A 26,504-nucleotide genomic window follows, 5' to 3' on the forward strand; every position below is an offset into this window, starting at 1 on the left:
TAGGATAAGTTCAAAGACTTATAGATGCCCTAAAATTCTCGCTCATTCTAACAAAAACAATTTCATTTGGACTAATGAAATATCCAATGATAGTTACAAATGTAGTATGGTTACTGAATGATATTTGGGGATAGGCCAGTGAAATAACATTTACTAAATAAATAGGTATAAAGAAGGAGTAAGGGTTTGTTTTGAAGAATATAAAGGAAGGCTTAAGAGAATATTTGACTGAAAGGAGTATTAAAAATGAAAATATTTTAGCTGATGTCTTAAATAATCAGGAGATAGCCGGGGCGGGTATAGATGTATTTGAAATGGAACCACCTATACCTGGGGAACATTCTTTATTAAATTCAAAAAGATGGCTGGGATAAAAATACGGCCATCTATGCAATAGAGGATTGGTCTTCTAAAAAATAATTTTACAATAAATAAGTAGGAGTGACAAAATTTATGAATAATAATTTTGTTGAAGTAAGTATATATCAAGTTAAACCTGATAAGACAAAAGAGTTTGAAGAGGTAATAAAAGAAATGAAAACTTTTCTTGAAGAAAATAGCGAGTTAATAAATTTTAAAGTAATGAAGAGAACACATCGTATAAAAGATTATGATTCAATAAAAAAAGGTGAACCTCCAGTAAAAATAAAAAGAATTATAAAATCAGTGAAATATGCTTTATATTGGGAGATGAATGATAAGGAAATTCATGGTAAGTTAACCAAAGATATTTTTCAGAAATTCCGAAAAAGGTTAAATAAACTTCTTATAGTACCTGAAGATAAATATTTGGGAGAAAGAATTATTTAAAGAAAATAGCCATCGATCACATACCGCTGAATGTTTAAGATCTTTTATAGTAAACTTCTATAAAATTTGGTTAAGAGGAGAAATCTATGAGTTTTTTTATAATATGTTTGAAAGTTTCCCATTTATTAAAACTAACCGATTAAGTTCTTAGAGAAATTGATTTAAGTGATGCTAATGATATCTTTGCTTATTTTTCTGATGATGAAGTTACCATATATTTAGACTTCAGCAGTATTAGTGAAGTTGACATGGCTAGAAAGTTTATCCAAAGAATCTCTGATGGATTTATAATGAAAGAAATAATCAGGTGGGCAATTACTTTAAAAGATCAAGATAGAGTAATTGGAATTTATGACCCAAGGCCGCGGGCCCGCGGTACGATCATATAACAACAATGAGTTTACGGTTCCACTCGTAACGTCGCTTCACCCAAATTCCTGATCCTAAGCCAAATCTGGCTAAGGCTCAAAAACTTGGTAAACTTGGTTCGTTATATGACATTGTGTATTGTATGTAGAATACTATATTCGAAAAAAGAGGGAGAAAGAATAATGGAATTTACAGAAGTAATAAATAAAAGAAGAACAATTAGGGATTTTTCGGATAAAAAAGTTTCAGATGAAGTAATATTTAGTTCTTTACAGTCTGGCCTTAAAGCACCAAGTTACAATCATTTAAAACAATGGGATTTTATCTTAGTTAAAAAACAAAATGTAAGATATGCACTAACTCAAACTGAGCAAATGGTCGAAGAAGTAACAGATGAATTAAAACAAACTTTTGATAATTATGATAGTCTAAGCAAAGAAATGTATCTAGATGCAATTCCAAAGCAAAAAAGAATGTTATTAGAGGCTCCAGAAGTACTAGTTGTTGTTTATAAGCCTAAGACAACAATAATAGAAAGCAAAAAAATATATGATCTTAATGGACTAGCATCAGTTTGGTGCTGTATAGAAAATATATTGTTAACTTTAGCATATAATAATGTTTTTGGGGTTACTTTTATACCTAAAAATACAATGGCTGTGAAAAAGATTCTAAATATACCAAATAAATTAGAAGTTGCCGCTATAATTCCATTTGGATATAAATCTGAAAATGCTAAAATTATTCCACAGAAAGAAGTTGACATAGAAACAAAATTGCATATAAACAAATGGTAAATAAAATATTTGTTTAAAATTTATGATTAAAAATCCATGCACAACCTCACATAACAAACAGGAGTATTTCCACAATTGCAAGAAAGCTGCTACTTTTATTTTAAAAAAAGTGATATTGTTAGTCTGCATGTACCTTTAGTAGAATCTACTAGAAATTTAATAGATAGAGAAAAGCTATCTTTAATGAAGGAAAGTGCAATTTTAATTAATACATCCAGGGGGCCTGTTGTAGATAGTAAGGCTTTAGCTGATGTCTTAAATAATCAGAAGATAGCTGGGGCGGGTATAGATGTATTTGAAATGGAACCACCTATACCTGAAAGACATCCTTTATTAAATTCGAAAAATACAATATTGACCCCACATGCAGCTTTTGCAACAGAGGAGTCTTTTGTAAAAAGGGCAGCTATAGTATTTGATAATATTGAAAAATACCTGGCAGGGAGTCCACAAAATGTTATAAATCTTATTGAATAACCACTAAAAAGCAATTGTTTAGAGTGATTATTTTTAATGGATGTCATTCATTTAGCTGATGGGCAAAAAAAGAACTTTGCAGCAAATTAATGTAATATTCCACGCTAACTTAGATAACAATTGTAATTCTGTAAGTTTATGTTTCCCAAAATTAGGAGAAAACTGCTATATCAATATCACTATATTCATTAGGATTACTTTGCTTACTGTAAAAAAGAAAGAAGGACAAATTCATGGAGTTATCAGAAGTAATAAAAAGGAGAAGATCTGTTAGAAAGTTTAAAAATATTGAGATTAGTCCTGACATAATTAACGACCTATTGGAGAGTGCAAGTCTTGCACCTGAAACAGATGTTAACAGTTATTATTTTGGCGTTATAAATGATAATAATATTAAGAATAAATTAGCAAAAGCGACTTTATGGGCGGAATGGATTGCAGAAGCACCAGTAATATTTGTATGCTGTGTAGATATTAGTTTTGATATAGGAGATCAAAGTGATGATAATTATGGGGTCGTAGGTAATAAGTTGAGATATAATGATGAAATAGTTAATTATCTTAGAGAACATAAAGATCGTAAAGTATGTAAGACATTACTTCACTCTACTCCTGTATATATTGCAGCTCAGCATATAATATTGACTGCAGGTTCTCATAATTTAAGAGGTTGTCTTGTAGATTATATGGATATTGAAAAAATAAATAAAATATTAGATTTACCTGATCATATTACATGTCAAGTGCTAGTCCCGATAGGGTATTCCGATGAAACACCAAAAAAGAAAGGCAAATATAACAAGAAAGAAAGGGTCTTTTATAATAAATGGGTTAAATAAAATAAAGGATTATTAAAAGAGTTGTTAGTGCAATACGTGAAGTCTATAATTATTTGACATTTGTCTGAATGTGATAAAGACTGTTAAAAACAAATAAAACCTCTGGAGATCTTTATTCCAGAAGTTTAATCTGATAAAGGAGATGTATTATTTTCAAGCCAGGTAGTTAACTCATTCTTTGATAGTGTACCTGATGATAGTTGAATCATTATTTTGTAGGTTTCTTTTTCTGAAGCAACAATTTCAAAACCATTTCTTTGTAGGAAAATATCCATAGCTACAAGGGCGATTCTTTTATTGCCATCTATGAATGGATGATTATTACATAAATGAAAGCCGTATGCTGCAGCCATTTTCATTAAGGTATCGTGTAAATAATCACCATCATAAGTTGCTTTAGCTTGTTCAAGTGCAGAGTCTAGTAATTTTTCATCTCGAATTCCATAAGTACCACCATAGATTTGAATAAGTTGATCATAGAAATATAGTATTAGTTCTTTTGGAATAAATATTATGTTTTTCATTTTGACAATTCCTTTAAAGTATTTTTATATTTTTTGTTAGTTTTGTTAAAAGCATCAGCCCATATTTCAAATTCAGGATTGTATGGAGTTAAAGTAAAGCCATCGTTTTTTTCTATAACATGTAGTTCTTCGCCTTCTTTAAGATTATATTTTTCAATAAGTTCTTTTGGAACAGTAAACCCAAAACTATTTCCGACCTTACGTAATTTTATGGATTTCACATTTATCACCTCAATAATATTATAACATTTGTATTACATAATATGCAAGAAGGAAAAAAGAAGTATATGAATAAATAACAGGATTTTATTAAAGATGTATCGATTTCTTCTGTAAAATATAATATTGATCAAATAAAAAGGTATTGAAAATATTACAACAGTAAGGTAATCTTTATTGACAATAAAATTTTTTTGTATTATACTCTCCATAAATGCTAGGAGGGAATAATAATGTATCATCCAAGATTAAAAGGCAGACATTATGAAATGGGAAAAAAGATGGGAAATGTATTCAAAAAATATAATATTAAGTTTCCTATTAATCTTGATTCATTTCAAATTGAATTTGGTAAAGAAAGTGGGAAACTACTAAAACAGTATTTTCCTGAAGCAGCAGCTGAGATTAAAGGAATTACAGATGTAATAGATTATAATAATGAATTATTTACTGCTTGGATTATGTGTATGGGATGTTGTCTTGATATTGATGATGGAAATTCCGTGGAAGTTAAAGGATGTACGGCATTTAGCTTTATGTATAATGGAGATATTTATTATGCAAGAAATAGTGATCTTCCGCCATTTTTAAGAAAGATAAGTAAGAGTATATATTATAGACCGGAAAATGGAAATGAATTTATTATGAATACATCTTCTTTTATAAATGGTGAGGAAGGTATAAATAATCATGGATTGGCTGTTGCAATGACTTTCGTCAAGCCTAAATTAGATGAGATTAAACCAGGCTTTAATTCTGTTTTTTTGGTTCGTTATATATTGGAAAAGTGTAAAACAATAGATGAAGGTATTGATGTTTTGAAAAGACTACCGATAGCTTCGAGTTGTAATATACTTTTGGCAGATAGAAATGAAAAAATGGTAGTAGTAGAATCTAATCCCCTTGAACTGAATATAAGATATCCGGAAAAAAATAAAGATGGTGAAAGCTTTATAATAACAGTAAACCATTTTACTTCAAGAAAGATGAGGAAACATAATGCAAGTAATTATAATATATATCGATCTGAAACCAGGTATAAAACAGCATATAATGCTTTAAGGGATATGGACTATATTGATGGAGTTAAACATGCAAAGAATATATTGAGCGGTGAATATGGTTTTATGTGTCAGTATGATAAAAAATTAGATTTTGATACTATTTGGTCATCAATATTTGATATTAAAAATCTAAATATATATATAGCAGAAGGTAATCCTCTAAGAGCAAAATTTAAAGAGGATAAAAGGTTGTTGAAAGATATAAAAAACGGCGCCGCCTAAATATTTAATTTAATATATCCCTTTAGATGGTATTAAAGATAAAATGTGCAATAAAGATTATTTATATAATTGAAGGATGGTGATAATGTGAAAAAGTGCATTGTAATTACTGGAATAGTTTATTAAAAAATAAAACTTAGGAGGATTTTTATGACTATTCCAGATGGAAAAATATACCCACGGACCAATGACTTTGAAACAATATATTTGAAAGGTACAATTACAAATCCCAATATTATAGTTGGCGATTATACTATGTATAATGATTTTGTGTCTGACCCTACGCAATTCGAAAAGAATAATGTGTTATATCATTATCCCATCAATAAAGATAGATTGATTATTGGCAAGTTTTGTTCCATAGCGTGTGGAGCAAAGTTCCTTTTTACAAGTGCTAATCACACTCTTAAATCACTTTCAACTTATCCATTTCCATTATTCTTTGAAGAATGGAATTTAAATAAAAAGCATGTTAAGTCTGCATGGGATAATAAGGGCGACATTGTAATTGGTAATGATGTTTGGATAGGATATGAAGCAGTTATCTTATCCGGTGTTCATATTGGGGATGGTGCAATTATAGGAACACGAGCAGTTGTAACAAAGGATATTCCTCCATATACAGTTGTTGGGGGTGTTCCTGCGAAAGAAATCAAAAAGCGTTTTGATGAGGAAACAATTAATAAATTACAGCAGATACAATGGTGGAATTGGTCTTTTGATAAGATAGAACAATTTTTACCCTATATTATGAATGGAGAAGTTGATAAGTTACATTTTTAAATAATTTCCCATTGAAGGGGTAAGGTATGGAGAAGGGTTCTTAAGTAGGAGCATGAGGTTATCCTGCTTTAAAGAAAGGATGAAATTAGATTTTTTTAAGTTTGAATCAGAATATTAACGAAAAAAGCCATGATGAAATTAATTTCATTATGGCTTTTCTTGTGCGCCTAGCATGGGAGCTTTCTTGTCGATACAAGTCCGATAAGGGGGTTGATAGATAAAATTAACGTTTTGGGAACAAAAATTATATTTTTCATTTAGATAATTCCTTTAATGTGTTTCTATATTTGTTATTAGTTTTGTCAAAAGCATTAGCCCATTTTTCAGGATTAAACGGTGTTAAAGTAAAACCATCATTATTTTCTATAAGATGTAATTCTTCGCCTTCTTTAAGATTATATTTTTCAACAAGTTCTTTTGGAACAGTAAAACTGAAACTATTTCCAACTTTACGCAACTTAATAGATTTCATAAATATCACCTCATTAATATTATAACATTTGTATTAATATGCAAAAAGGAGAAAAAAACCTAAGTGCGGTCGCACTAAGGCCTAGAAACGTTGTAAATACGCATCACGTTATCTGAAATAGCTAGTTGGGTAGAAATAAAGAAGAAAAAGAGCAATTATAATGTGGGTAAAAAAATAAACTTCGCAACAAATTAATGTCTTGAAGTTTTATCATAAATTATTTCACCGTTTTTCATTATATTATTAGCTAAATTAGTAGGATCGCTGTTGTTAAGCTGATCAGTAGAGTATGGAATAGCTTCAATTGACTCATCAATGTTCCAGGTTAATTTAGATAGTAATTGCAATTCTTTAAGTTTGTGTTTTCCAAAGTCAGGAGAAAATACAGCTAAGTCTATGTCACTATATTCATCAGGGCTTCCATTTGCCCATGAACCATAAAGAACTACTTTACTTACTGTTATATGTTTTTCTAAGGTCTTTATATACTCATTTATTTTGTTTTTAGTCATAGCTTTGTTTCTAGCCATTTGAATAACCTCCTTGTCTTACCAAGAAGTTCAGAGGAATATTTGTAATCCAAATTTTTTAATACTTCAAGTTCTTGATCGGGATATCTAGTGGCAATATTAAGTGGATTTAATTCATGAATTATATTTAGAAGTTCTTCAGAAATTTCATTATCCAATTTTGTTAATTTTACTAATCTAGCTAGATTATGAATACGGGGTGGCATTTCTTGAATTTTGTATGAGTAAATAGCTTTTAACATTTTTTCTATTGTTTGGTGGCACATGAAACCAACATATAGATATCTTTTTGATTTAAGCATTGCTTCAGCTGTTTCCAGATCATATTTTGCAATGTCGGTCCAATAGTTTTCGTTAGACATGAGACTCAGTCCCTTGCTTATTGTTAATTTAATTATAACATGAAAAGAGACAAATGTGAATTATTTGCTAATTATTAAGGTTTGTTATATATTATAACCAAAAGAAATAAGTGTAAACGGGCTACATCAGATAACAAATCAGGAGCAGGAATTTATTTTGCAGATTGATAAGGTAATTGATAATAAAAATGATAAGGAATTAAATAAGCTTATTCTTGAATTAACAAACAGAGCGGAGGAATTCAGAAAGAAATATGTTTTGCAAAGAGTAGGAATATTATAAATTATTATAAATAATATCTGGATAAAATTTAAATCTTTTCTTTCTTTAAAAATAGTATTATAATGGTTATATTCTGCTTTATTTCAAAACAAATATAATTTATACTATTTAATCAAGAAAGAAGTGACCTAACTTTGAATCCTATGTTTTCTGACAAAGACTTAAAATGGTTAATTATACCATTGGTGATAGAACAATTTTTAGCTGTAACTGTAGGTATGGCAGATATTATTATGATATCAGGTGCAGGAGAAATTGCTGTTTCAGGAGTGTCTCTTGTAGATACAATTAATATTTTATTGATTAATATATTTGCAGCTTTAGCTACTGGTGGGGCTGTTATATCAGCACAATATCTAGGTAAAAAAGACCGGAAAACGGCCTGTATTTCTGCAAACCAACTTTTATTAGTCTCAGGAACTATATCTATCGGTATTATGTTTTTTGCTTTAATTGGTAATAAAATTATTCTGAATGTGATCTTTGGGCAGGTTGATTCTGCGATCATGAAAAATGCCCAGATATACTTCTTCCTTTCTTCATTGTCATATCCCTTTTTAAGTGTCTATAATAGTTCTGCAGCACTATTTCGTGCAATGGGAAACTCTAGAATATCTATGTTTACCTCCTTATGTATGAACATCATAAATATCTTTGGTAATGCTATATTGATTTATGGCTTTGGTATGGGAGTCGAGGGGGTCGGTATTGCTACATTAATATCCCGCATTGTAGCAGCTATTATTATGCTTGTACTTATCCGGATACCTATTTATGATATCTATATTGAAAGCTTTTGTTTGAAATTTGATTTTCAAATTATTAAACAAATTTTGCAGATTGGCATACCCAATAGTTTAGAGAATAGTATGTTTCAGGTAGGAAAAATATTAGTCATGAGTCTAGTTGCCAGCTTTGGTACTGTAGCTATCGCTGCTAATGCAGTATCTAATACAATTGCTGGATTTGCAGTTATACCAGGTATGGCTACAGGACTTTCTTTAATTACAATTATCGGTCAATGTGTTGGTGCTAATGATTATAAACAGGCAGTCTACTATACAAAAAAGATTATGAAAATAACTTTTGCAGCTCTTGCTATTATAAATTGTTTTATTATTATTTTTGTCCCTGCAATTGTCAGTATATATAAGTTAAGTGATGAAACTACAAACCTTACGATACAAATCATACGATATTATAGTATTTGCTGTATCTTTATTTGGCCATTATCCTTTACCTTACCAAATACATTAAGAGCTGCAAATGATGTGAAATTTACAATGATTATTGCGATTATATCTATGTGGACCTGGCGAATTGGGTTTAGTTATATTTTGGGAAATACCTTTGGACTTGGCGTATTTGGTATCTGGGTTGCAATGACTATTGATTGGTTATTTAGAGGAATTTGTCTTACAGGAAGATTTTTTAAGGGTACTTGGAAAGATAAAGAGATTATTTCTCGTATTAAATCTGATACTTTCTAGTTTTTTTAAGTTACAGAAGGTTTGAACATAGGGTTGCTTTGAATTATCTAGCAAAGCAAGAATAAAATCTAATGGGAATGAGATTTTAAAATAATATAGGAACAAAACAGGGAAAGAATCAAAAATCTTTAGTTTGAAAGGGTGTTAAAAATAAATATTTCTAAAAAAATTTATCTTATAATTGCATTAATATTAATAGTTATATTAAGTGCATTTTTGGTAATGAAGGGAGATTATCTTTTTATGAAAAAATTATATAGTTCAGAAGTAAAATCCGAACTTGAGAAGACAGTTTTAAATAATCAGCCTTTTACAAAAGATGATATTGTATCACTACCAGCTCCTGTACAGAGGTATTTTAGATATTGTGGTTATATAGGTAAAAAGAAGATGTCAAATGCTAAAATTGTTTTCGAGGACGTTGACTTTATAAGTAACGGTAAACAGTTAAAATTAAGATCAGAACAGTATAATTTTGTTTCTGAACCTGCACGAATAGCGTACCTGAGTTCAAAAGTTATGGGAATAATTCCATTTGAGGGTAGAGATAAATATCAAAATGGGAAAGGTTCTATGATTGGGAAACTGATGAAAATAATAACTCTATTTGATGTAACAGGACCTAAGATGGATCAGTCTGCTTTAGTTACTTTTTTAGCTGAGGCACTTATTGTCCCTAATGTTGCACTACAAGATTATATTAAATGGGAAGAAATAGACAGTAATAAGGCAAAAGCAATTATGAATTATGGTGGAATAAAGGTTGAAGGAATCTTTAGTTTTAATGATAAAGGCGAATTTATTAAGTTTGAGACAAATGATCGTTATATGGATAAGGGTAATGGGTTAATAGAAAAAGAGAGATGGACAGCTAAAGTAGAAAATTATATAGAAAAAAATGGTATCAGAGTTCCAGGCAGAATGAAAGGAATATGGAATTTAAGTAAGAACGACCTGGTATATTTTGATGGTAATATTACTGAAATAAATTTTGATAATAGTAATGTTTGAAAAATGAAATAATATCTTTACCCTTTATAGAGTCATTACCCCCTCTAGTTTATCCTAATATAAAAAGGAGTAAAAGTTATAGCTGTAGATCAATCTGTTAAGATGCTTAATATAATTAGAGATAAGTTTGGAGATAAAGGAGATATCGAATGTCGAGGGGGAAAATTTGAAGAGTTGCCTATAGAAGATGAATCAGTCGATTACGTTTTTCGATTACGTTTTTGCAAATATGTTTTTACATCATGTAAGCTCTCCTACTAATACTGACTTATGTTAGATTTATAATTTATCTGAGAATAGGAGCATTATTGGAGACGTCGCGAATCTCAGGGACGTATGTAAAAGTGTCAGCTGAGCAAAACAAATGAGAAAAAGGTGGGGATGAGCATGAATTATGAATGGTTGGATGAATATTTATTATCAAAATTAGGTGTTAATAAAGATTACAAAGAAGAATGGGAATGGGATAGGTACCTGATAAATGGTAAGATGATTGCTGCTATATGTACTGATAAGACTGGTAAAGAGATAATCACATTAAAATGTGAACCATCATTTGGCGAGGAATTACGTATTCAGTATGAAGATATCATACCCGGCTATTATATGAATAAGGTTCATTGGAATTCTGTGTATTTAGAAGGTGAAGTACCAGATGAAGTTATAAAGGATATGATTAATCAATCATATGAATTGGTTTTTAATAAATTAAGCAAGAAAATGCAAAAAGAAATAAGGAATGGTGATAAAAATGATTGAATCGAGATGTGGAATTTTGTGTAGTGAGTGTAGTTATAGAGAAGAAATGGATTGTAAAGGTTGTATTAGCATTAAAAAGCTTTTTTGGGGTGAAAGTTAAAGTAATTCATTAAGGCCCGTACAACTTTAAAGGCCTTATTTGTCTGATTACGGAAGTGAGTATTCTTGAGGAGCCCGGTGTGGTAGTTCCGCACGCTGGGATCTGAGCGGGGGTGACTGGGCAACTGGTAATTCTACCGTGACGCTGTAAGATGATATAATTTCAGAGTATAGAATTAGGGTCTATAAAATGTAGTTAAAGTTATCAAAATAGCTATTAATTTAGTAAAGATTATTTATAAACAATGAGAAGACAAATTTGAAGTTGGAGGTTTATCGTGAAAAAATGGTATGATGAGGAATATGAATGGGAAATCGAGGTAATAGGGTTTCTGCGTGGTGACCACACAGAGCGGTATTGCCGAAATGGCGAGGAAGTCGGGGATAAGTATACCTGCACCTATGGCTGTCCTGTAAATGCAAATGGACAGGGTATTTGCTCCAAAGCAATGATGATTATGTTTCCAATCATGGAGGTTGTCAGAAGTGGTGGAGATTTAGAGAATATTGGCGGAACTAGCAAATATAGCAAAGATATTGTATGTCCAGATGGTTGCGTTATATTCAGGCTGACGGCAAAGAAACTTGGGAATGAGAATTTTTATAAGGGAAAGTTTTTCGATTAGCTTTAATTTTTATTGTATTCAGTTGAAGATAAGTCGAAATATTCATTTGATAGGTTGATTGATGAGGTATATCAATAATATATTAGGCCCCTACTTCGGGGAGCTATTGATTGATATATCTAGTTGAAAATATGGTTTTGTTTTCTATTTTAAATAAAAAAATAATTTGAGGAACATTAGCAGATAAAAAGCTAGGAAAATGTTGCATTTTAATGTTTATATCTACAGCTTTTATTGATATAATAGAAGTATAAAGGACAAAGGTAAGGAGGTAATAGCTGTGGCTAATCAGAAAATAAGTATAGATATTGATAATTTAATCAAGAAAATCAGTCAGGAAATAGCTGCTGAAGAAATAATCTTATTTGGTTCACATGCTTATGGAATACCAAATGAAGACAGTGATATAGATTTATGTATTCTTTCTAAACTAAACGGTAAACGCAAACTAGATCTAATGAGAAAGGCCAGAAAAGCAATTATACCTCTTACTTCAAGACCGGTAGATCTTCTGGTCTATGATCAGAATGACTTCTATGATAGAGCAAATATCGCTTCAACTCTGGAGTTTAAGATAAAAAATGAAGGGGTTAAAGTCTATGGACAATAGGGAAATAGCTCAGGAATGGTTTGAATTAGCTGATTATGATTTACAATCAGCTGTTTTCTTACTTAAAATGAAGCCCAAACCCCTAGAGATAATGGCATATCATTGCCAGCAATCTGTAGAGAAATATTTAAAAGGATTTCTGGCTTTTCATGGAGGTCAAATTAAAAAAACACACGACTTAATATTCTTAAATAAGGAATGTCAGAAATATGATGCTTTATTTAAGAATATTATAGATGAATGTATAAATCTAACTGATTATGGAGTTCAGGTGAGATATCCCTTTCATATTGATATCGAAGAAGAAGATTTAAATTGGCTATAAAAGATGCTGAAAAGATAAAAACTTTTGTTTTGGCTAAGATAGCTGATTAGGATAAATTATGTATAGGATAGATTTAAAAAATAATATTAGTAGCTTGCACCCTGGCATCTCATGATCCAGGGTTTAATCGTTTTTGATCCACTTTATTTCATAACCAAGAATATCTGCAATTTCCTTTACTTCACTGTATTAATAGTTTCCTGTCTAATCTTATTACTTAGATTTTGCAGTGTTTTATTAGTATTATGTCTTTTATTCAACTCTTTTGCCTGTCCACCCAGATTTAACTATCATTGCCTTTATTTCGCCTTTGATACTCATTATAAATTCACCTCTTTAATATTATATCTTCTGCTTTAAAAAAAGTAAAATAGATTCAAAAATAACTTGACAATTTAAAGTAATTAGTCTCATATTAAATTATAAACTGTAATTAAATTTTAAAGAGGAGGCTGATAAATTGGCTAAAAAATTATTAAGTGGAACGATACTTGGAGACTATTGTTAGACGAAATACTTTTATAAACATGACATACTGTAGTCGGATTTAACATGATATATTTAATGTATAAACAAAAATCGTTACAAATAATGGAGGAGAGGGAATGAAAAACAAATTAATTTATGAAAATTGTTATATATATGTTCTGGATACTCTATCTGATTGGGAAATAGCATTCTTAACTGCGGAATTAAATAGTCGTCGATATTTTAATAAAAATAAAAAAACAGAACTTATTATGATTGGAAACACTTTAAAACCCATAAAAACAATGGGTGGAATAATTATTACACCTGATAAGGATATTAATAATATCGAATTCCAGGAAGGAGATATACTTATCCTTCCTGGAGCAGATACTTGGATGGATGATAAAAACAAGGAAATATTAAATATAGTGTCAGATGTGATTAATAGGAAAGTCATAATTGCAGCAATTTGTGGTGCTACAGTAGCATTAGCTCAAATTGGCTTATTAGATAATAGAAAGCACACAAGTAATGATAAGGATTTTCTGAAAATGTTTAGCCCTAATTATAAAGGGAGTTCTCATTATATAAATGCTCCAACAGTGGTAGATGATAATTTAATAACTGCCACAGGACTTGCTCCGTTGGAATTCTCATACGAAATATTTAAAAAGATAAATGTAATGAAAAAGGATACATTAGAAGCATGGTATCAATTATATAAAACTAAACAACCTAAATATTTTTACAGTTTAATGGAAACATTGAAATAATTTATATTCACTAATAACTTGGAATAGCAAATGATAGGGTTTCAGCTAGATCAATGAGTTGTGTAAATATGGGTTTAGATATTTTTTTTCAAACTGATAAAAGATTTTTGAAATTTAAACAATTAGAAAAAAACCCTAATGTAGCACTTTGTGTTGATAATATTCAGATTGAAGGAATAGCTTTAAAAAAAGGGCATATATTAAATGAAAAAAACAAAGAGTTTTTAGATTTATATAAAGAAAAACATTATGGTTCATATGAAGCATATTCACATATAGAAGATAATGTATTAATAAAAGTAGAACCTAAATTAATCACTTTATGGAAATATGAAGGAAATAAAAGTTTAAGAGAATTTCTTTATATAAAAGTAAGCGTCAAATATAACCCACATTCCTTACAGCCGAAATCTATGAGATAATCTCCCTGAAGGAGGTTATCTTAAAATGAATAACAAACGTGAAATTTGGATAAAAAGAATCCAGGATTACAAAGCAAGTGGCCTAACTGCTGCCAAATGGTGTGAAGAGAATGGCGTAAGCATTAATTCTCTAAGATACTATACTCATAAATTTAACAAGGAAAAGAAAGAACAAGAATCCAATCAAACCAAATGGACAGCTGTATTTCCTGCCCCAGCAGAAAATAAAGATAATGAAACTAAAATCATAAAAGTAACTATAGGTCAGGCGATCATAGAGGTCGTTCCAGGTTTTGATTCTAATACTTTTGAAACTCTTGTCAGGATTCTTAAAGAACAATGTTAAATCAGCATCATATCAATAAAGTATATTTATCCCTAGGGCCTACTGATCTTAGGAAATCAATCAATGGCCTATCCTTAATAGTTCAGGAGAGCTTTAAGCTCAATCCCTTTTCTCATGACCTCTTTGTCTTCTGTAACAGAAAGCAGGACAAGCTCAAGATTTTGGAATGGGATAATGATGGTTTCTGGTTACACTACAAACGCCTGGAAAAAAGCAGATTCAGATGGCCTGATGGTACTACTGGCTCTACAGTAATGATTGATGAAAGACAATTCAGGTGGTTACTTGATGGTTTATCTATTCATCAAAAAGGTGCTCATCCTGCCGTTAAAGAAAGAATAATCATCTAAAACAAACTTTAGACAAAAGGCTCAAAAACATTGTAAAATCAGAGCTTTTACGCTTAATTTTAGTATCTTTTTTCTCCTAAAAATGATATAATAAACTTATGAAAACTACTGATAAATCAACGACTATACAAGTTAATAAAGAAGAAAATCAAAAGCTATCTTTAGAAGATAAAATTGCAATACAGGCTCAACAAATTGAAGAATTGACAGCTAAATTAAACTGGTATGAGGAACAATTTCGCTTAAACCAACAAAGGCGATTTGGTGCTTCTAGTGAAAAATTTAATTCTAATCAGTTATCAATTTTCAATGAGGCTGAACAGGAAGCTAAGGTCAGTCTCAAAGAACCCGAACTTGAGGAGATTACATATAAAAGACGTAAGGGCAAAAACAAAAAGAAAAAATCCTTCGAAGATCTCCCAGTCGAAGTCATTGAATATCATCTAGATGAAGCTGAGCAGATCTGTCCGCAATGTGGTAAGCAACTTCATGTGATGAGTAAGGAAATTAGAAAAGAATTAAAGATTATTCCTGCTCAGGTTAAGGTTGTTGAACATGTTCGTGATGTTTATGCCTGTAGAAATTGCGAAAAGGAAAATATCACAACTCCAGTAATTACTGCTCCTATGCCTAATCCAGTTTTAAAAGGGAGTTTTCTCTCTCCATCGTTACTGGCATATATCATGGATACCAAATATTCTCAAGCAGTACCTCTTTACAGACAGGAGAAACAATTTAAGAATTTTGGCATTGAGCTATCCCGTCAAAATCTGGCTAACTGGGTAATCCATGGAGCTAATAACTGGCTTAACTATCTATATGATAGAATATATGAATATTTATTAAAAGAAGATATCGTACATGCTGATGAAACTACACTTCAGGTTTTATCTGAAAAAGGTAAAGCAGCTAAAAGCAAATCATATATGTGGCTCTATGCTACTGGAGTTTCCAGTCCACCGATCTACTTATATGAATATCAACCTTCCAGGGCTAATGAACATCCCAAGAAATTCTTAACTGGATTCAGTGGGTTTCTTCAAACCGATGGCTATGCTGGATACAATAGTGTTCAGGACGTCACCCAGCTCGGATGTTTCGCTCATGCTAGACGTGGTTTCACAGATGCTTTGAAGTCATTACCTAAAGGCTCTGTTCAATCGAAAACTAATGCTGAGGAAGGTCTAAATTTCTGCAATCGACTCTTCCAGATTGAACGGGACTTAAAAGACTTATCAGCTGAAGAAAGATATCAAAAACGCCTTGAACAAAGCAAACCAGTTCTGGAGGCCTTTTTGTCATGGCTAAAAATCAAGGAACAACAGACTTTACCTAAAAGTGGTCTCAGCAAAGCTATTAAATATTGTCTCAATCAATGGCCAAAACTAAAAGCCTTTCTCCTGGATGGTAGACTAGAGATCAGTAATAATCGGGCAGAAAGAGCAATCAAGCCCTTTGTTATTGGGAGAAAGAACTTCCTATTTTCCAAGTCAGTAAAAGGAGCTACAGCCAGTGCAATTACTTATAGTATCATAGAGACTGCAAAAGCTAATGACCTGGTACCATTCTTTTATCTAAAATACCTTTTTGAAAAACTACCCAACATTGATCTACAAAATATAGATGAATTGGATGAATTATTACCCTGGTCTCAATCTATTCCTGAAGAATGCAGGATTCCTCATAAGAATTAGCCTATCATAATGTCCTCAATTTTTCCAGGTGGGGACGTTTTGACGCTTACATATAAAAGATAATAAAGCTGTAAGGGAGTATTATAAAACAATTAAATAGATTTTATTTAGTATGGAGAGCGCACGTCATAGGGACAGCCTTTTTTACTCAAAGAACGATATCAGCGCCGCTTGCTTTTAAGTGACTACTTGACAATTTATTGTCTTAGTGGAACTTATCCTTTAGGGCAAATATCATTCTCCATTTTTAAACGCTGATTTTCTTTGCGTAACTTAATTAATTCTTTTTCCTGATCGGTTCTATTATCTTTAACTTTAAATGATCCTGAATTTTTAAAGTTCTTTACCTACTTATTAACAGTGGATCTAGCAATATCATCCAAGCCTGGAAAAAAGTAGATTCAGATGGCCTGATGGTACTACTGGCTCTACAGTAATGATTGATGAAAGACAATTCAGGTGGTTACTTGATGGTTTATCTATTCATCAAAAAGGTGCTCATCCTGCCGTTAAAGAAAGAATAATCATCTAAAACAAACTTTAGACAAAAGGCTCAAAAACATTGTAAAATCAGAGTAAAATCAGAGCTTTTACGCTTAATTTTAGTATCTTTTTTCTCCTAAAAATGATATAATAAACTTATGAAAACTACTGATAAATCAACGACTATACAAGTTAATAAAGAAGAAAATCAAGAGCTATCTTTAGAAGATAAAATTGCAATACAAGCTCAACAAATTGAAGAATTGACAGCTAAATTAAACTGGTATTGAGGAACAATACGTGAAGTTTATTGTTAGGCGACATGTGGCTTTCTTATGGATGCATCATTAAAAAACAAATTTAATATGGTGTAAAATATATATGTATAAAAATTACTAGTAATGAGGTGATTATTTATAATGATTATTGAGACTAAGAGATTATATTTAAGAGAATTAATCCCTGAAGATAAGACTAATTTAATGAAAGTCCTATCTGATCCAGAATCAATGGTATATTATCCTCACCCATTTAGTGAAAAAGAAGTAGAAAACTGGATTTACTGGAATATAGAAAATTATAAAAAATATCAGCATGGATTATGGGCAGTTATAGTAAAAAAGGGTAAAGTTTTTATTGGAGATTGTGGTATCACAATGCAGAATATTGGAAATGAAACTGTACCAGAGATAGGTTTTCATATTATTAAGGAATATTGTAACAAAGGATTTGCAACAGAGGCTGCTATGGCTTGTAAAGAATATGCTTTTAAAACCTTAAATTATCCTAAGATATTTTCATATACAACAATTAAAAATGTTCCATCTCAGAAAGTAGCTGAAAAGATTGGTATGCAGAATTATAAATACTTTGATAAAAATGGAGAAAAACAGATTGTTCAAGTTGCATATCTGAATTAACTATAAATATTATAAAGAAGAACTTTTGATAGTTTATAGCTAGGGCTTGCCGCACGTCGCCTAACAAATCAGGAGTATTTCCGCAATTGCAAGAAAGCAAAAGCCCAAACAAATTTTTAAAAGATTTCATTTGAGCTTGAAATCTTGAGTTTACTATATTATCTAGCGGACGAGTAAATTCGAGACTTGGAGGATAACTATTATGATTAATATTGTATTTAGCGAAAGTGCTTGTGGAAGTCTTAAAGTGGCACAACACTATGGCAAAGGAAAATATCAAGATGGGTGTATTGGCGTTTTCGTTAGTCACACTAATGGAAGCAAGTCAACCAAAGAGGAAGTTGAAACTGCCAGGCGAGAAGCAAAGGAAAAGGCACGCTTGGCGTGGGAGAGTGCTACCCCTTTGGGTGGTAAAACAACAGACATCTATGGATTCAATTTGGTGTTAAGCATCGGAGATATTTCGGAAAATCAGCCCGGTATCAAGCGCAAACAGACGTTGGAACACTTATACAGCGTTTATCCGAATAATGAGGGGCAGCAGGCAGCAGAAGAAATACTTAACAGGGCAAATGAAGATCTAAAAATGGTTCAGGAACGTGCAGTAGCAGGAGAAGTCCTTCGAATCTGGTACAGCAATCAGCCTGATGAAATGTGTGGACTTTATTGGTTCATGGGGCAGTTGAATCAATGGAAAGTGCATGGCGGACAGGTTTTTATCGTCAAACTCCCAGAATGGGAAGTTGACAATAAAGAAAATATTGTACGAAAAAATAGCTGGGGTGAAGTGGCTCCGGAAGAGTGGCATCGGTATCTTGCTTTGCAAAAGTCTGTGGTAGCAGTATTTATACAAAGCTGTGCATCTCATTGGAAGGAGCTTCAAGCAGAGAACGCACCTTTACGAGCTATGCTGAATGGACAGTTGGTTAGTACGTCAGAAAAACTTTATGACGATTTTATTATTCAGGAAATCGCAGTAGAAGGCGAAGAATTTCAGGAAGCAATGATTGTTGGACGAGTACTTGGTAAATACCAACTTGGGATTAGTGATTCATGGGTAGCATTCCGTATAGAAGAAATGCTTCATGAAGGAAAACTTGAGGTTGTAACTACGTGTACTAAAGATATGCCGAGCTATCATCGAGTGTTGAAAAAGTGTACTCTCAAATTATAAGCATATATAGGAACATAACAAATTTCAATTTGTTTACGCAACCTTAGAATCAAAAAACTTTTCAAAATGATCAATATGCCTTAGGTAACAATCTTGAGTACTACTACTAAAATTCCTTAATTTCATGTTTTGAATCATTTTTTCTTTAAAATCTGTCATTAAAACCACATCTCCTTTGGATAATTTGTAAGATTATTTTATACGAAGATGTGGTTATATCAAATACATATTGAAAGATTAGTATGATTTCAATTGGGGAAAGCCACTGCGTAGCAGTTTTGTTCAACATGGGATTTAAGATTCCGCTACGTTTCATCCAAATTCATTCGATAAAGGTGGTCGCCCTAAACCTCATGAACTTCTTAAATCCCTGGTACGTTAGGCAAAAGACCATGAATATAATACAGGAGTGTGAAAGATATGAGTGAGGGTTCTATAATTTCTGAAACAAAGGAACCAATTACAATAAATAGTTTATACCAAGATTTAATAAAACTTGGGGTTAATAGTGGTGATATCTTATTAGTTCATTCATCCTTATCAAGTTTAGGATGGGTATGCGGTGGTGCACAATCTGTTATAACTGCAATAATGAATGTCTTAGGAAAAGAAGGGACATTAGTTATGCCAGCTCATAGCGGAGATTGGAGTGATCCAGAAGAATGGAAAAATCCTCCTGTTCCCAAAGAATGGATAGATATAATATATGAAAATATGCCAGCATTTGAACCTGATAAAACACCAACAAGAGGAATGGGATGTATTGCAGAATTATTTAGAACATTTCCTAATACATTAAGGTCAGATCATCCACAAGTATCATTTTCTGCTAATGGTAAGTATGCAAAAGAAATTGTTGAGGAACATTTTTTAACACCACAGTTAGGTATGAAATCACCTCTAGGAAAGATATATGAATTAGGAGCAAAAGTTCTATTGTTGGGAGTGGGATATGATTCGTGCACTAGTTTTCATCTTTCAGAATCATTTATAAAAGAAATGCCCATGAAATGCGTAGGCACTGCAATGTTAGATAAGGGCAAAAAAGTTTGGAGATGGTTTGATGACTATGATTATAATTCAGATGATTTTGAACTAATTGGGCAAAATTTTGAAGAAAATATTATAGTACATAAAGGTAAAGTTGGTAATGCAAACTGTAAGTTATTTGATATAAAAGATGGGGTGGCTTATGCAAAATCATGGTTAAGAAAATATAGATTTTCTAAATAGATATTAGATTAAGAGTTTTTATGGATTTAAACGTGGGCCATGGTCCATCGCCTAACAGCAAGGTTTATGGTTCCATTCCTTCGTCATTACCCCAAATTCATGGTCGTTATTATAAATCTGCATATATCCAGTATTAAGACATCTGAATAAAGCCTTGGTGCATTGGGCAAGAAGAAAATACAAGAAATTAACCCGTCATAGACGGCGAGCAGAGCGTTGGATGGGTCGCATAGCAAAGAAAATGAAAAGATTGTTCGCACATTGGAAAATGGGAATATTACCTATGGTTGAATAATGGGAGCCGGATGAGCCGAGAGGTTCACGTCAAACAGCTTGCTATCTGCTAGTAACGGATAGTTTTAAATAACTTGAGCTGTATGAGAGGAAACTCTCACGTACGGTTCTTAGGGGAGGAAGAGGGAGCAATTCCTCCTACTTACCCGACTATTTGCGTGGATAAAAGAATGAGAGGTGAGTAATGCAGTGGGAAAATATAAAGTGGTAAATTTATCAGAAAATGAAATGTATGAATACTTATGCTGCTTAAAAACTTGGGATGAGGGTTTTTATTCAGACCGAAAACGAAGATGGTATAATAAGAAGGTAAGAAAAGGACTTTGTGTAAAAATTATTAAGGATGAAAAAGAAAATGTTCTAGGAATGGTTCAATATTTACCAGCAGAAGAATCATTTGTTGAGGGAGAAGATGTTTATCTTATCCAATGCATATGGATTCAAGGATATGATAAGGGTACTGGAAATGTTCAAAAAAGAGGTTTAGGTACATTACTTCTTAATGCTGTTGAAAAAGATGTAAAAGATAAAGGAGCAAATGCACTTATAGCTTGGGGAATGTCATTTGAAGAATGGATGCCTGCTTCTTGGTATATAAAAAATGGATATACTGAGATTGATAGGGATGGAATAAGAATATTAGTTTGGAAAACATTTAAGGATGATGTTGCAAAACCTAAATTTATTAAACCAAAAAAATTACCGGATACAATTAAAGATAAAGTTTTAGTTAATGTATTTAATGACGGATGGTGTCAAGATCTTAATATTGAAAGTGATTTAACTAAGAAAATTGTTAAAGAGTATGGAGAAAAGGTTGTATATAAAGAATATGATACATCTGATAAAAAAGTTTTAAAAGAATGGGGTATAGATAATGCTATTTTAGTGGATAAAGAGTGGCTTACATTTGGACCTTATTCAGTTGAAGAGCAATTGCGAGAATTAATAGAAGAAAAAATAAAGCAGCTGAGACTTCTTTTTTAAAAAAAGCAAGGAATTTACCTCTAAACTATTAGCCTGTTGTTTAAGAACCCACTGTTCTCGTTCAATACCCTGGCATTTAGGATAATGCCTATTACGACAGGTGAAGCAAAGGGAGAGAGATTTAAAGTAACTTGAGGTTACCTGAGGTATAAAGTGAAATTAAAAGAATTTATAATGATATTTTGCAATAACTATTTACACAAATTTAATTACGCTCCTTATATTAACGAAAAAAGCCATGATTATTATAATTTTATCATGGCTTTTCTTTAACTATTCTTATTATCCGAATGAACTTTTCTATTTCCTTAGTATTAAGACTTTTCGTTTTTTGAACTAAATGCAGTAAATCTTCTCGTTCGGCTAAACAGGATAGTAAATTTTCCAGTTTAGAATCATTCTCTGTTAATTTTCTGAGTTTGTTTAGCAAATGATTTTGCTCTTTCCCAAAAAACAGGTATTCTAGAGAGATAGGTGGTTTAGAGGAATTATTTAGTTATCTTGAGTTGATAACATTTTTAAATCCTAATAAACTTGAGGAGTATTTATCCTTTTATCCTGGAATTCTTATTTGGCATAAAATTGTACAACACTCAATGGAGGGATAGTAATGTGTGATACATTGGTTTATTTTAAAAACAGAGAGCATTCTTATTTTGCCAAAAACTCTGATCGCGATCTGCAAGAACGACAAATAATATATTTGTCACAGGATCCAGCAAGAGAGTTGAGGAATAGACCCTATGAACTAGAACTGGAAAAGTATAGACAACCTTTCCTTCGCTTGAAGAGTATTTTTTGTGAGTATAAACACCCCTATATTGCTTTTATTTCCCGGCCCACCTGGATCTGGGGGGCCGAAATGGGTGTTAATCAATATGGGCTTGCCATTGGCAATGAAGCGATTTTTTCCAGAGAAAGGGTTCCAGAAGATGGTCTATTGGGTATGGATATTTTAAGGTTGCCTTACATAACTGTCAGAAGGCAATAGAAGCAGTAGATTTCATTACCAGGTTAATTGAGCTTCATGGTCAAGGTGGTGATGGTGGTTTTAAAAGCAGCCTAAAATATTTTAACTCTTTTCTAGTTAAGGATTTTACAGAGGCTTATATCATTGAAACATCTGCCAAGAAATGGGCTGTCAGGAAGGTAAAAAGTAAAGCGGCTATCTCCAATAAATATAGTATTGAGAATGATTATACTTCAACTAATCTGAAAAATACTGATATCAATTTCAGAAAGGAATATGAAAATAAAATTATGTCATTTTTTAGTAAAGGGGCACAGAGAAAAGATTATGTACTGGCCCAATTGGAAAGTCAGGACCTGGACTTGTTTAGTTTAATAGAGTTATTAAGAAGTCATAATGGTCAAGGCACGATTAAGAGAGGAATGAAGTCAGTTTGTATGCACCCGGGATTAATAATAAAATCAGAGACCACCTCATCTTTAATAGTTGATTATCTAGATGATAAATTTTTTATCTGGTTTACAGGTGCACCTAATCCCTGTGTCTCTTTGTATAAACCTTTTGCCTTTACTTTACAAAATGCTAATCAAAAATATCTTCAAGATCTCGATACGGCAATTAGATTTAATCATAAGTGGGGGGTGTTTTCTCAAAAAATGATAGGCAATTATAATTGGTTTATTAATAATGTTAAAAAAGAACGGGATGAAATTGAGCAGGAATTTATTTTGCAGATTGATAAGGTAATTGATAATAAAAATGATAAGGAATTAAGTAAGCTTATTCTTGAATTAACAAACAGAGCGGAGGAATTCAGGAAGAAATATGTTTTGTGTAAATAAGAAATTGGGATTACCCACCGATTATTTTCAGTATGTAGTCTTGATAAAGAATAGTCGAGCGTCTAAACCCCTGAATTAATTGAGTTAATTAAGTAAAATGAATGAAGGATTGAAAATATATGAGCTTTCCCTGGCAGCAGCAGTAAGTTTATCAATAGTAGAGAAGGGTAGGTGGGTTATTTATGTTTATAAAATTATTTTGCGGTGGTGATGGTAATTTTTTAATTGTTAAATTTAATTACTCATCTTTAATTGTAGAGAAGTTGAAAAAAATAAACGACAGTAGATATATAAAAAGCAAAAATTACTGGCAAATACCTGGTGATAGAAAAGTACTAAAAAAATTGTTTTTCTTATTTAAAAATGAAGAAGTTAAATTAGATGAATCATTACTAAGGTTTAAAAATTGTAATATGATCATTAATAAAAAATACAATGATTTATTAAAGGAATATACAAAAGTTATAAAATTATCAGGTTATAGTACACATACTTATAAGAATTATCTATGTCATTTAAAAAGATTTATTCTATATAGCGAAGGTAAGCTTATTTCTATTAGGCAGAGGGATATCGAAAGTTATTTGTTATATTTACTTGAAATTAGGAATTGTTCCCATTCTTATGTTAATCAAGCTATTAGTGCTATAAAGCTGTTTTATAAAAAGGTATTAAACGAAAATCAAATAGATATTAATTTGACCAGACCTAAAAAAAAGAAAAGACTCCCTAAGGTACTCAGTCTAAATGAAATAAAAAAGGTTATTCAAATAACTCATAATTTAAAACATAAAACAATATTGGTATTTATTTATTCTTCAGGTTTAAGGGTAAGTGAAGTAGTTAAAATTAAGATGAATCATATTGATATTGAAAGGAAAATGTTAAGAGTCCCTCAAAGTAAAGGTAAAAAAGATAGATATACAATTTTATCTGATACGGCTTTTTTGTATCTTCGAGCATATAGATCAAAATATAAAATTTATGAATGGTTATTTCCAGGACGGGGAGAAAAACATTTAAGCGTAAGGTCTGTTCAAAAAATCTTTAAAAAAGCAGTTAGTAAAGCAAATATAAAAAAAGATGTATCTGTTCATTCATTACGCCACTCATTTGCAACACATCTTTTAGAAAACGGTACTGATATCAGGTATATCCAAGAGTTTTTAGGTCATAAAAGTACTAAAACTACATAAGATATATACCCATGTAAGTAAAACACAATATAAAAAGATTAAAAGCCCATTAGACCAACTACTAAAAAATCAGTGAAAATATAATGTGTTATTAAGCAAGAGTAAGACTTTATTATTGACAAATATATAAAAGTTGTAATAAAATTTATATAAATTAGTAAAATATTGCAATAAGACACTTCAGCCAAAGGATATCTTCACGAAATACGTAAAGATAAATCTTTACGAAATTCGTTATATATCTAAATTTTGTATTTATACGAAATACGTAAAGATAGTAGTTAGGTGAAAGTGTGTACTAGTTATAGATTTGGAGGGGGTATATGCATATGGAACTTAGAGCTTGTAATATTGAAGATTTAGACGATTTACGTGAGTTATCTATTAGAACTTACAGCGAGACATTTGGTGCTATGAATACCGAAGCTAATATGAAAGAGTATTTAGATAGGGCTTTTAATAGAGATGTATTGAGTGAAGAACTGATGAATGGTGATTCGAAGTTTTTCTTCCTGTATATTGACAATAAATTAGCTGGGTACTTGAAGTTGAATGAATATATGGCACAGACAGATATAAATGATTCAGAATCGATTGAGCTTGAAAGAATATATGTCAAGAAGGAGTTTCAGGGAAGTGGTTGTGGAAGTTTCTTGATTGAGAAGGCTATAGACTTGGCCCTAGAGAGTAGAAAGAAGTATATATGGTTAGGTGTTTGGGAGAACAATGCAAAAGCATTAGGTTTTTATAAGAGGAATGGATTTTATCAGTTTGATCAGCATTCATTTGTAATGGGAGATGATGAACAGACAGATTATGTTTTACGTAAGGATTTATTATTTCAGTAAATATATAGATTAGAAGCAAGATAAAGAAGGCATCACGGCGAAGTCTAAGTGGACCTTATGCTTCCGTACACACCTTCACCTAACAAAATATTGCCGACTCCATTCCTGGCGTCATTTCGTCCAAATCCATCAAACCAAGATAGGAGCTATCTAAGGTCTGATGGACTTCGGCAATACGATACGTTATATGAAATTCCCCCAAAAAAATGTTGGGCTAAGTTATGGAGTGATAAAACCATGAATGAAAATCTAAGACCTAATGAAGCAGAAATTGAATTTTTAAATCTATCTTACAATATGTTTTATGATATTTACGAGGAAGTATTTGAAGAAGAATTTTGGGAGAAAGAAACTTATTACAGATTTTCAAAGGTTAAAGATGCATTTTCTGTTTATGCTGAATTGTTAAACTATGAACCAATTCAATGGGTTATAGAAGAAATAAAGAAAAAACGACCTCCTATGGAGGGAGAAATTGGTAGTGATGTATTTAAATTTATAAGAAATTTGCTATTACATTTTCCGTTTTTTAATAGTTGGGACGAGGTATGGATTAAGAAATCCATAATAAATTGGGATAGAAAAGGGTTATCAATAGATAGATTTTTAACTACTTATTCAGGCAGAAAAGAAGTTAAATATAGATTTTGGGAAGCTGAAAAGAAAGAGATGACATATTTAAGTATTTCATTTCCTAAAAAATATGATGACAATTCCATTATATATTTAAAAGATTTATTATCAGAAAAAGAAGGGGTTAAGTTTTCTCTAATTCTAATGAGAAAAATATTAGATACTCAAGTTGTAAAAGAATAAAAAAACAAATGACT

The 26,504-nt window shown here is 31.4% G+C and carries 37 protein-coding genes and 3 pseudogenes; 33 read left to right on the forward strand and 7 right to left on the reverse strand.

The window, feature by feature from the left end; all coding sequences use genetic code 11:
- Nucleotides 1–191 precede the first annotated feature (191 nt).
- The 6 genes and pseudogenes from D7D81_RS09810 to D7D81_RS09830 all read left to right on the forward strand — a co-directional run bounded on the left by D7D81_RS09810 (nucleotide 192) and on the right by D7D81_RS09830 (nucleotide 3,292).
- Complete coding sequence (locus D7D81_RS09810) at nucleotides 192–374, forward strand: NAD(P)-dependent oxidoreductase (protein WP_125989567.1); 183 nt, start codon at nucleotides 192–194, stop codon at nucleotides 372–374.
- A gap of 79 nt (nucleotides 375–453) precedes the next feature.
- Nucleotides 454–810 (forward strand): hypothetical protein, encoded by a 357-nt coding sequence (locus D7D81_RS09815; protein WP_125989569.1) that lies wholly within the window; start codon nucleotides 454–456, stop codon nucleotides 808–810.
- Between the two features lie 179 nt (nucleotides 811–989).
- Complete coding sequence (locus D7D81_RS19515; protein WP_353622119.1) at nucleotides 990–1,199, forward strand: GNAT family N-acetyltransferase; 210 nt, start codon at nucleotides 990–992, stop codon at nucleotides 1,197–1,199.
- Nucleotides 1,200–1,361: 162 nt separating this feature from the next.
- Nucleotides 1,362–1,976 carry a nitroreductase family protein gene (locus D7D81_RS09820; protein ID WP_164522201.1) on the forward strand — a complete coding sequence of 205 codons (615 nt, stop codon included), beginning with the start codon at nucleotides 1,362–1,364 and terminating at the stop codon, nucleotides 1,974–1,976.
- A 111-nt stretch (nucleotides 1,977–2,087) separates the two neighbouring features.
- Nucleotides 2,088–2,453, forward strand: a pseudogene (locus tag D7D81_RS09825) (NAD(P)-dependent oxidoreductase); the annotation flags it as partial.
- A 233-nt stretch (nucleotides 2,454–2,686) separates the two neighbouring features.
- The gene (locus tag D7D81_RS09830; RefSeq protein WP_125989575.1) at nucleotides 2,687–3,292 is read left to right on the forward strand and encodes a nitroreductase family protein; all 606 of its coding nucleotides are present in this window, start codon (nucleotides 2,687–2,689) and stop codon (nucleotides 3,290–3,292) included.
- Nucleotides 3,293–3,417: 125 nt separating this feature from the next.
- Here D7D81_RS09830 and D7D81_RS09835 read toward each other — a convergent pair whose 3' ends face one another.
- Nucleotides 3,418–3,816, reverse strand: coding sequence for a type II toxin-antitoxin system death-on-curing family toxin (locus tag D7D81_RS09835; RefSeq protein WP_125989577.1), 399 nt, complete (start codon nucleotides 3,814–3,816; stop codon nucleotides 3,418–3,420).
- Nucleotides 3,813–4,037, reverse strand: a complete 225-nt coding sequence (locus D7D81_RS09840) for an AbrB/MazE/SpoVT family DNA-binding domain-containing protein (protein ID WP_125989579.1) — start codon at nucleotides 4,035–4,037, stop codon at nucleotides 3,813–3,815. Before D7D81_RS09840 ends, D7D81_RS09835 begins: the two co-directional genes overlap by 4 nt.
- Before the next feature lie 231 nt (nucleotides 4,038–4,268).
- Here D7D81_RS09840 and D7D81_RS09845 point away from each other — a divergent pair, with 231 nt between their 5' ends.
- Nucleotides 4,269–5,321 carry a C45 family autoproteolytic acyltransferase/hydrolase gene (locus D7D81_RS09845; RefSeq protein ID WP_125989581.1) on the forward strand — a complete coding sequence of 351 codons (1,053 nt, stop codon included), beginning with the start codon at nucleotides 4,269–4,271 and terminating at the stop codon, nucleotides 5,319–5,321.
- Nucleotides 5,322–5,471: 150 nt separating this feature from the next.
- Complete coding sequence (locus tag D7D81_RS09850) at nucleotides 5,472–6,104, forward strand: CatB-related O-acetyltransferase (protein ID WP_125989583.1); 633 nt, start codon at nucleotides 5,472–5,474, stop codon at nucleotides 6,102–6,104.
- Nucleotides 6,105–6,357: 253 nt separating this feature from the next.
- Here D7D81_RS09850 and D7D81_RS09855 read toward each other — a convergent pair whose 3' ends face one another.
- From D7D81_RS09855 to D7D81_RS09865, 3 genes are all read right to left on the reverse strand, one after another.
- Nucleotides 6,358–6,576 carry an AbrB/MazE/SpoVT family DNA-binding domain-containing protein gene (locus tag D7D81_RS09855; RefSeq protein ID WP_125989585.1) on the reverse strand — a complete coding sequence of 73 codons (219 nt, stop codon included), beginning with the start codon at nucleotides 6,574–6,576 and terminating at the stop codon, nucleotides 6,358–6,360.
- Between the two features lie 191 nt (nucleotides 6,577–6,767).
- Nucleotides 6,768–7,106, reverse strand: a complete 339-nt coding sequence (locus D7D81_RS09860) for a nucleotidyltransferase domain-containing protein (protein ID WP_125989587.1) — start codon at nucleotides 7,104–7,106, stop codon at nucleotides 6,768–6,770.
- Complete coding sequence (locus D7D81_RS09865) at nucleotides 7,085–7,468, reverse strand: HEPN domain-containing protein (protein ID WP_125989589.1); 384 nt, start codon at nucleotides 7,466–7,468, stop codon at nucleotides 7,085–7,087. Before D7D81_RS09865 ends, D7D81_RS09860 begins: the two co-directional genes overlap by 22 nt.
- Nucleotides 7,469–7,625: 157 nt before the next feature.
- On the opposite strand from D7D81_RS09865, the gene D7D81_RS20135 reads away from it, so the two are divergent.
- The 14 genes and pseudogenes from D7D81_RS20135 (at nucleotide 7,626) to tnpC (ending at nucleotide 16,727) form a co-directional block, all read left to right on the forward strand.
- On the forward strand, nucleotides 7,626–7,751 hold the full coding sequence (locus D7D81_RS20135) for a hypothetical protein (protein ID WP_269059913.1): 126 nt from the start codon (nucleotides 7,626–7,628) through the stop codon (nucleotides 7,749–7,751).
- A 143-nt stretch (nucleotides 7,752–7,894) separates the two neighbouring features.
- Nucleotides 7,895–9,241 carry an MATE family efflux transporter gene (locus tag D7D81_RS09870; RefSeq protein ID WP_125989591.1) on the forward strand — a complete coding sequence of 449 codons (1,347 nt, stop codon included), beginning with the start codon at nucleotides 7,895–7,897 and terminating at the stop codon, nucleotides 9,239–9,241.
- 243 nt (nucleotides 9,242–9,484) lie between these two features.
- Nucleotides 9,485–10,252 (forward strand): DUF6544 family protein, encoded by a 768-nt coding sequence (locus tag D7D81_RS09875; protein WP_125989593.1) that lies wholly within the window; start codon nucleotides 9,485–9,487, stop codon nucleotides 10,250–10,252.
- A gap of 102 nt (nucleotides 10,253–10,354) precedes the next feature.
- A complete protein-coding gene (locus tag D7D81_RS20270; protein ID WP_205739158.1) occupies nucleotides 10,355–10,513 on the forward strand; it encodes a class I SAM-dependent methyltransferase in 159 nt (52 codons plus the stop codon).
- A 126-nt stretch (nucleotides 10,514–10,639) separates the two neighbouring features.
- A complete protein-coding gene (locus D7D81_RS09885; protein ID WP_125989595.1) occupies nucleotides 10,640–11,011 on the forward strand; it encodes an MmcQ/YjbR family DNA-binding protein in 372 nt (123 codons plus the stop codon).
- Nucleotides 11,004–11,108: pseudogene (locus D7D81_RS20275) on the forward strand (DUF3795 domain-containing protein); the annotation flags it as partial. The gene D7D81_RS09885 and the pseudogene D7D81_RS20275, both read left to right, overlap by 8 nt.
- Nucleotides 11,109–11,388: 280 nt before the next feature.
- Nucleotides 11,389–11,736: a TIGR04076 family protein gene (locus D7D81_RS09895; RefSeq protein WP_125989597.1), complete on the forward strand. Its 348-nt coding sequence runs from the start codon at nucleotides 11,389–11,391 to the stop codon at nucleotides 11,734–11,736.
- 280 nt (nucleotides 11,737–12,016) lie between these two features.
- Nucleotides 12,017–12,346: a nucleotidyltransferase domain-containing protein gene (locus D7D81_RS09900; protein WP_164522202.1), complete on the forward strand. Its 330-nt coding sequence runs from the start codon at nucleotides 12,017–12,019 to the stop codon at nucleotides 12,344–12,346.
- A complete protein-coding gene (locus D7D81_RS09905; protein WP_205739159.1) occupies nucleotides 12,336–12,671 on the forward strand; it encodes a HEPN domain-containing protein in 336 nt (111 codons plus the stop codon). The genes D7D81_RS09900 and D7D81_RS09905 overlap by 11 nt, the downstream gene beginning before the upstream one ends.
- 605 nt (nucleotides 12,672–13,276) lie before the next feature.
- The gene (locus tag D7D81_RS09915; RefSeq protein WP_125989601.1) at nucleotides 13,277–13,915 is read left to right on the forward strand and encodes a type 1 glutamine amidotransferase family protein; all 639 of its coding nucleotides are present in this window, start codon (nucleotides 13,277–13,279) and stop codon (nucleotides 13,913–13,915) included.
- A gap of 68 nt (nucleotides 13,916–13,983) precedes the next feature.
- Nucleotides 13,984–14,337 (forward strand): pyridoxamine 5'-phosphate oxidase family protein, encoded by a 354-nt coding sequence (locus D7D81_RS09920; RefSeq protein ID WP_125989603.1) that lies wholly within the window; start codon nucleotides 13,984–13,986, stop codon nucleotides 14,335–14,337.
- A 25-nt stretch (nucleotides 14,338–14,362) separates the two neighbouring features.
- On the forward strand, nucleotides 14,363–14,683 hold the full coding sequence (gene tnpA, locus D7D81_RS09925; protein WP_125989605.1) for an IS66 family insertion sequence element accessory protein TnpA: 321 nt from the start codon (nucleotides 14,363–14,365) through the stop codon (nucleotides 14,681–14,683).
- Nucleotides 14,677–15,033 carry an IS66 family insertion sequence element accessory protein TnpB gene (gene tnpB, locus D7D81_RS09930; RefSeq protein WP_125989607.1) on the forward strand — a complete coding sequence of 119 codons (357 nt, stop codon included), beginning with the start codon at nucleotides 14,677–14,679 and terminating at the stop codon, nucleotides 15,031–15,033. Before tnpA ends, tnpB (D7D81_RS09930) begins: the two co-directional genes overlap by 7 nt.
- 98 nt (nucleotides 15,034–15,131) lie before the next feature.
- Nucleotides 15,132–16,727 carry an IS66 family transposase gene (gene tnpC, locus D7D81_RS09935; RefSeq protein WP_286169529.1) on the forward strand — a complete coding sequence of 532 codons (1,596 nt, stop codon included), beginning with the start codon at nucleotides 15,132–15,134 and terminating at the stop codon, nucleotides 16,725–16,727.
- Between the two features lie 230 nt (nucleotides 16,728–16,957).
- Here the strand turns inward: tnpC and D7D81_RS20140 are convergent.
- Nucleotides 16,958–17,101: pseudogene (locus D7D81_RS20140) on the reverse strand (transposase); the annotation flags it as partial.
- An 11-nt stretch (nucleotides 17,102–17,112) separates the two neighbouring features.
- Between D7D81_RS20140 and tnpB (D7D81_RS09940) the strand changes: the two are divergent.
- From tnpB (D7D81_RS09940) to D7D81_RS09965, 6 genes are all read left to right on the forward strand, one after another.
- A complete protein-coding gene (tnpB, locus tag D7D81_RS09940; protein WP_125989609.1) occupies nucleotides 17,113–17,259 on the forward strand; it encodes an IS66 family insertion sequence element accessory protein TnpB in 147 nt (48 codons plus the stop codon).
- Between the two features lie 109 nt (nucleotides 17,260–17,368).
- Entirely contained in the window at nucleotides 17,369–17,500 is a 132-nt protein-coding gene (locus D7D81_RS20145; RefSeq protein WP_286169530.1) for a hypothetical protein, read from the forward strand.
- Nucleotides 17,501–17,626: 126 nt separating this feature from the next.
- Entirely contained in the window at nucleotides 17,627–18,130 is a 504-nt protein-coding gene (locus tag D7D81_RS09945; RefSeq protein ID WP_125989611.1) for a GNAT family N-acetyltransferase, read from the forward strand.
- A gap of 202 nt (nucleotides 18,131–18,332) precedes the next feature.
- Nucleotides 18,333–19,304 (forward strand): DUF3658 domain-containing protein, encoded by a 972-nt coding sequence (locus D7D81_RS09950; protein WP_125989613.1) that lies wholly within the window; start codon nucleotides 18,333–18,335, stop codon nucleotides 19,302–19,304.
- 420 nt (nucleotides 19,305–19,724) lie between these two features.
- Nucleotides 19,725–20,537, forward strand: a complete 813-nt coding sequence (locus D7D81_RS09955; protein ID WP_125989615.1) for an AAC(3) family N-acetyltransferase — start codon at nucleotides 19,725–19,727, stop codon at nucleotides 20,535–20,537.
- Nucleotides 20,538–21,020: 483 nt separating this feature from the next.
- Complete coding sequence (locus D7D81_RS09965; RefSeq protein ID WP_164522203.1) at nucleotides 21,021–21,818, forward strand: GNAT family N-acetyltransferase; 798 nt, start codon at nucleotides 21,021–21,023, stop codon at nucleotides 21,816–21,818.
- On the opposite strand, the gene D7D81_RS20280 is transcribed toward D7D81_RS09965, so the two are convergent.
- On the reverse strand, nucleotides 21,777–21,968 hold the full coding sequence (locus D7D81_RS20280) for a transposase zinc-binding domain-containing protein (protein WP_125992072.1): 192 nt from the start codon (nucleotides 21,966–21,968) through the stop codon (nucleotides 21,777–21,779). The genes D7D81_RS09965 and D7D81_RS20280 overlap by 42 nt on opposite strands.
- Nucleotides 21,969–22,428: 460 nt before the next feature.
- Between D7D81_RS20280 and D7D81_RS09975 the strand changes: the two genes are divergently transcribed.
- The 5 genes from D7D81_RS09975 to D7D81_RS09995 all read left to right on the forward strand — a co-directional run bounded on the left by D7D81_RS09975 (nucleotide 22,429) and on the right by D7D81_RS09995 (nucleotide 26,490).
- Complete coding sequence (locus tag D7D81_RS09975) at nucleotides 22,429–22,809, forward strand: hypothetical protein (protein WP_125989618.1); 381 nt, start codon at nucleotides 22,429–22,431, stop codon at nucleotides 22,807–22,809.
- A gap of 269 nt (nucleotides 22,810–23,078) precedes the next feature.
- The gene (locus D7D81_RS09980; RefSeq protein WP_125989621.1) at nucleotides 23,079–23,630 is read left to right on the forward strand and encodes a hypothetical protein; all 552 of its coding nucleotides are present in this window, start codon (nucleotides 23,079–23,081) and stop codon (nucleotides 23,628–23,630) included.
- Between the two features lie 182 nt (nucleotides 23,631–23,812).
- Nucleotides 23,813–24,826 (forward strand): tyrosine-type recombinase/integrase, encoded by a 1,014-nt coding sequence (locus tag D7D81_RS09985; protein WP_205739161.1) that lies wholly within the window; start codon nucleotides 23,813–23,815, stop codon nucleotides 24,824–24,826.
- A gap of 329 nt (nucleotides 24,827–25,155) precedes the next feature.
- A complete protein-coding gene (locus D7D81_RS09990; RefSeq protein ID WP_286169534.1) occupies nucleotides 25,156–25,674 on the forward strand; it encodes a GNAT family N-acetyltransferase in 519 nt (172 codons plus the stop codon).
- Nucleotides 25,675–25,731: 57 nt separating this feature from the next.
- On the forward strand, nucleotides 25,732–26,490 hold the full coding sequence (locus tag D7D81_RS09995) for a hypothetical protein (protein WP_353622120.1): 759 nt from the start codon (nucleotides 25,732–25,734) through the stop codon (nucleotides 26,488–26,490).
- Nucleotides 26,491–26,504 lie beyond the last annotated feature (14 nt).

This window comes from Halocella sp. SP3-1, assembly GCF_003953885.1.
Taxonomy (GTDB): domain Bacteria; phylum Bacillota; class Halanaerobiia; order Halanaerobiales; family DTU029; genus Iocasia; species Iocasia fonsfrigidae.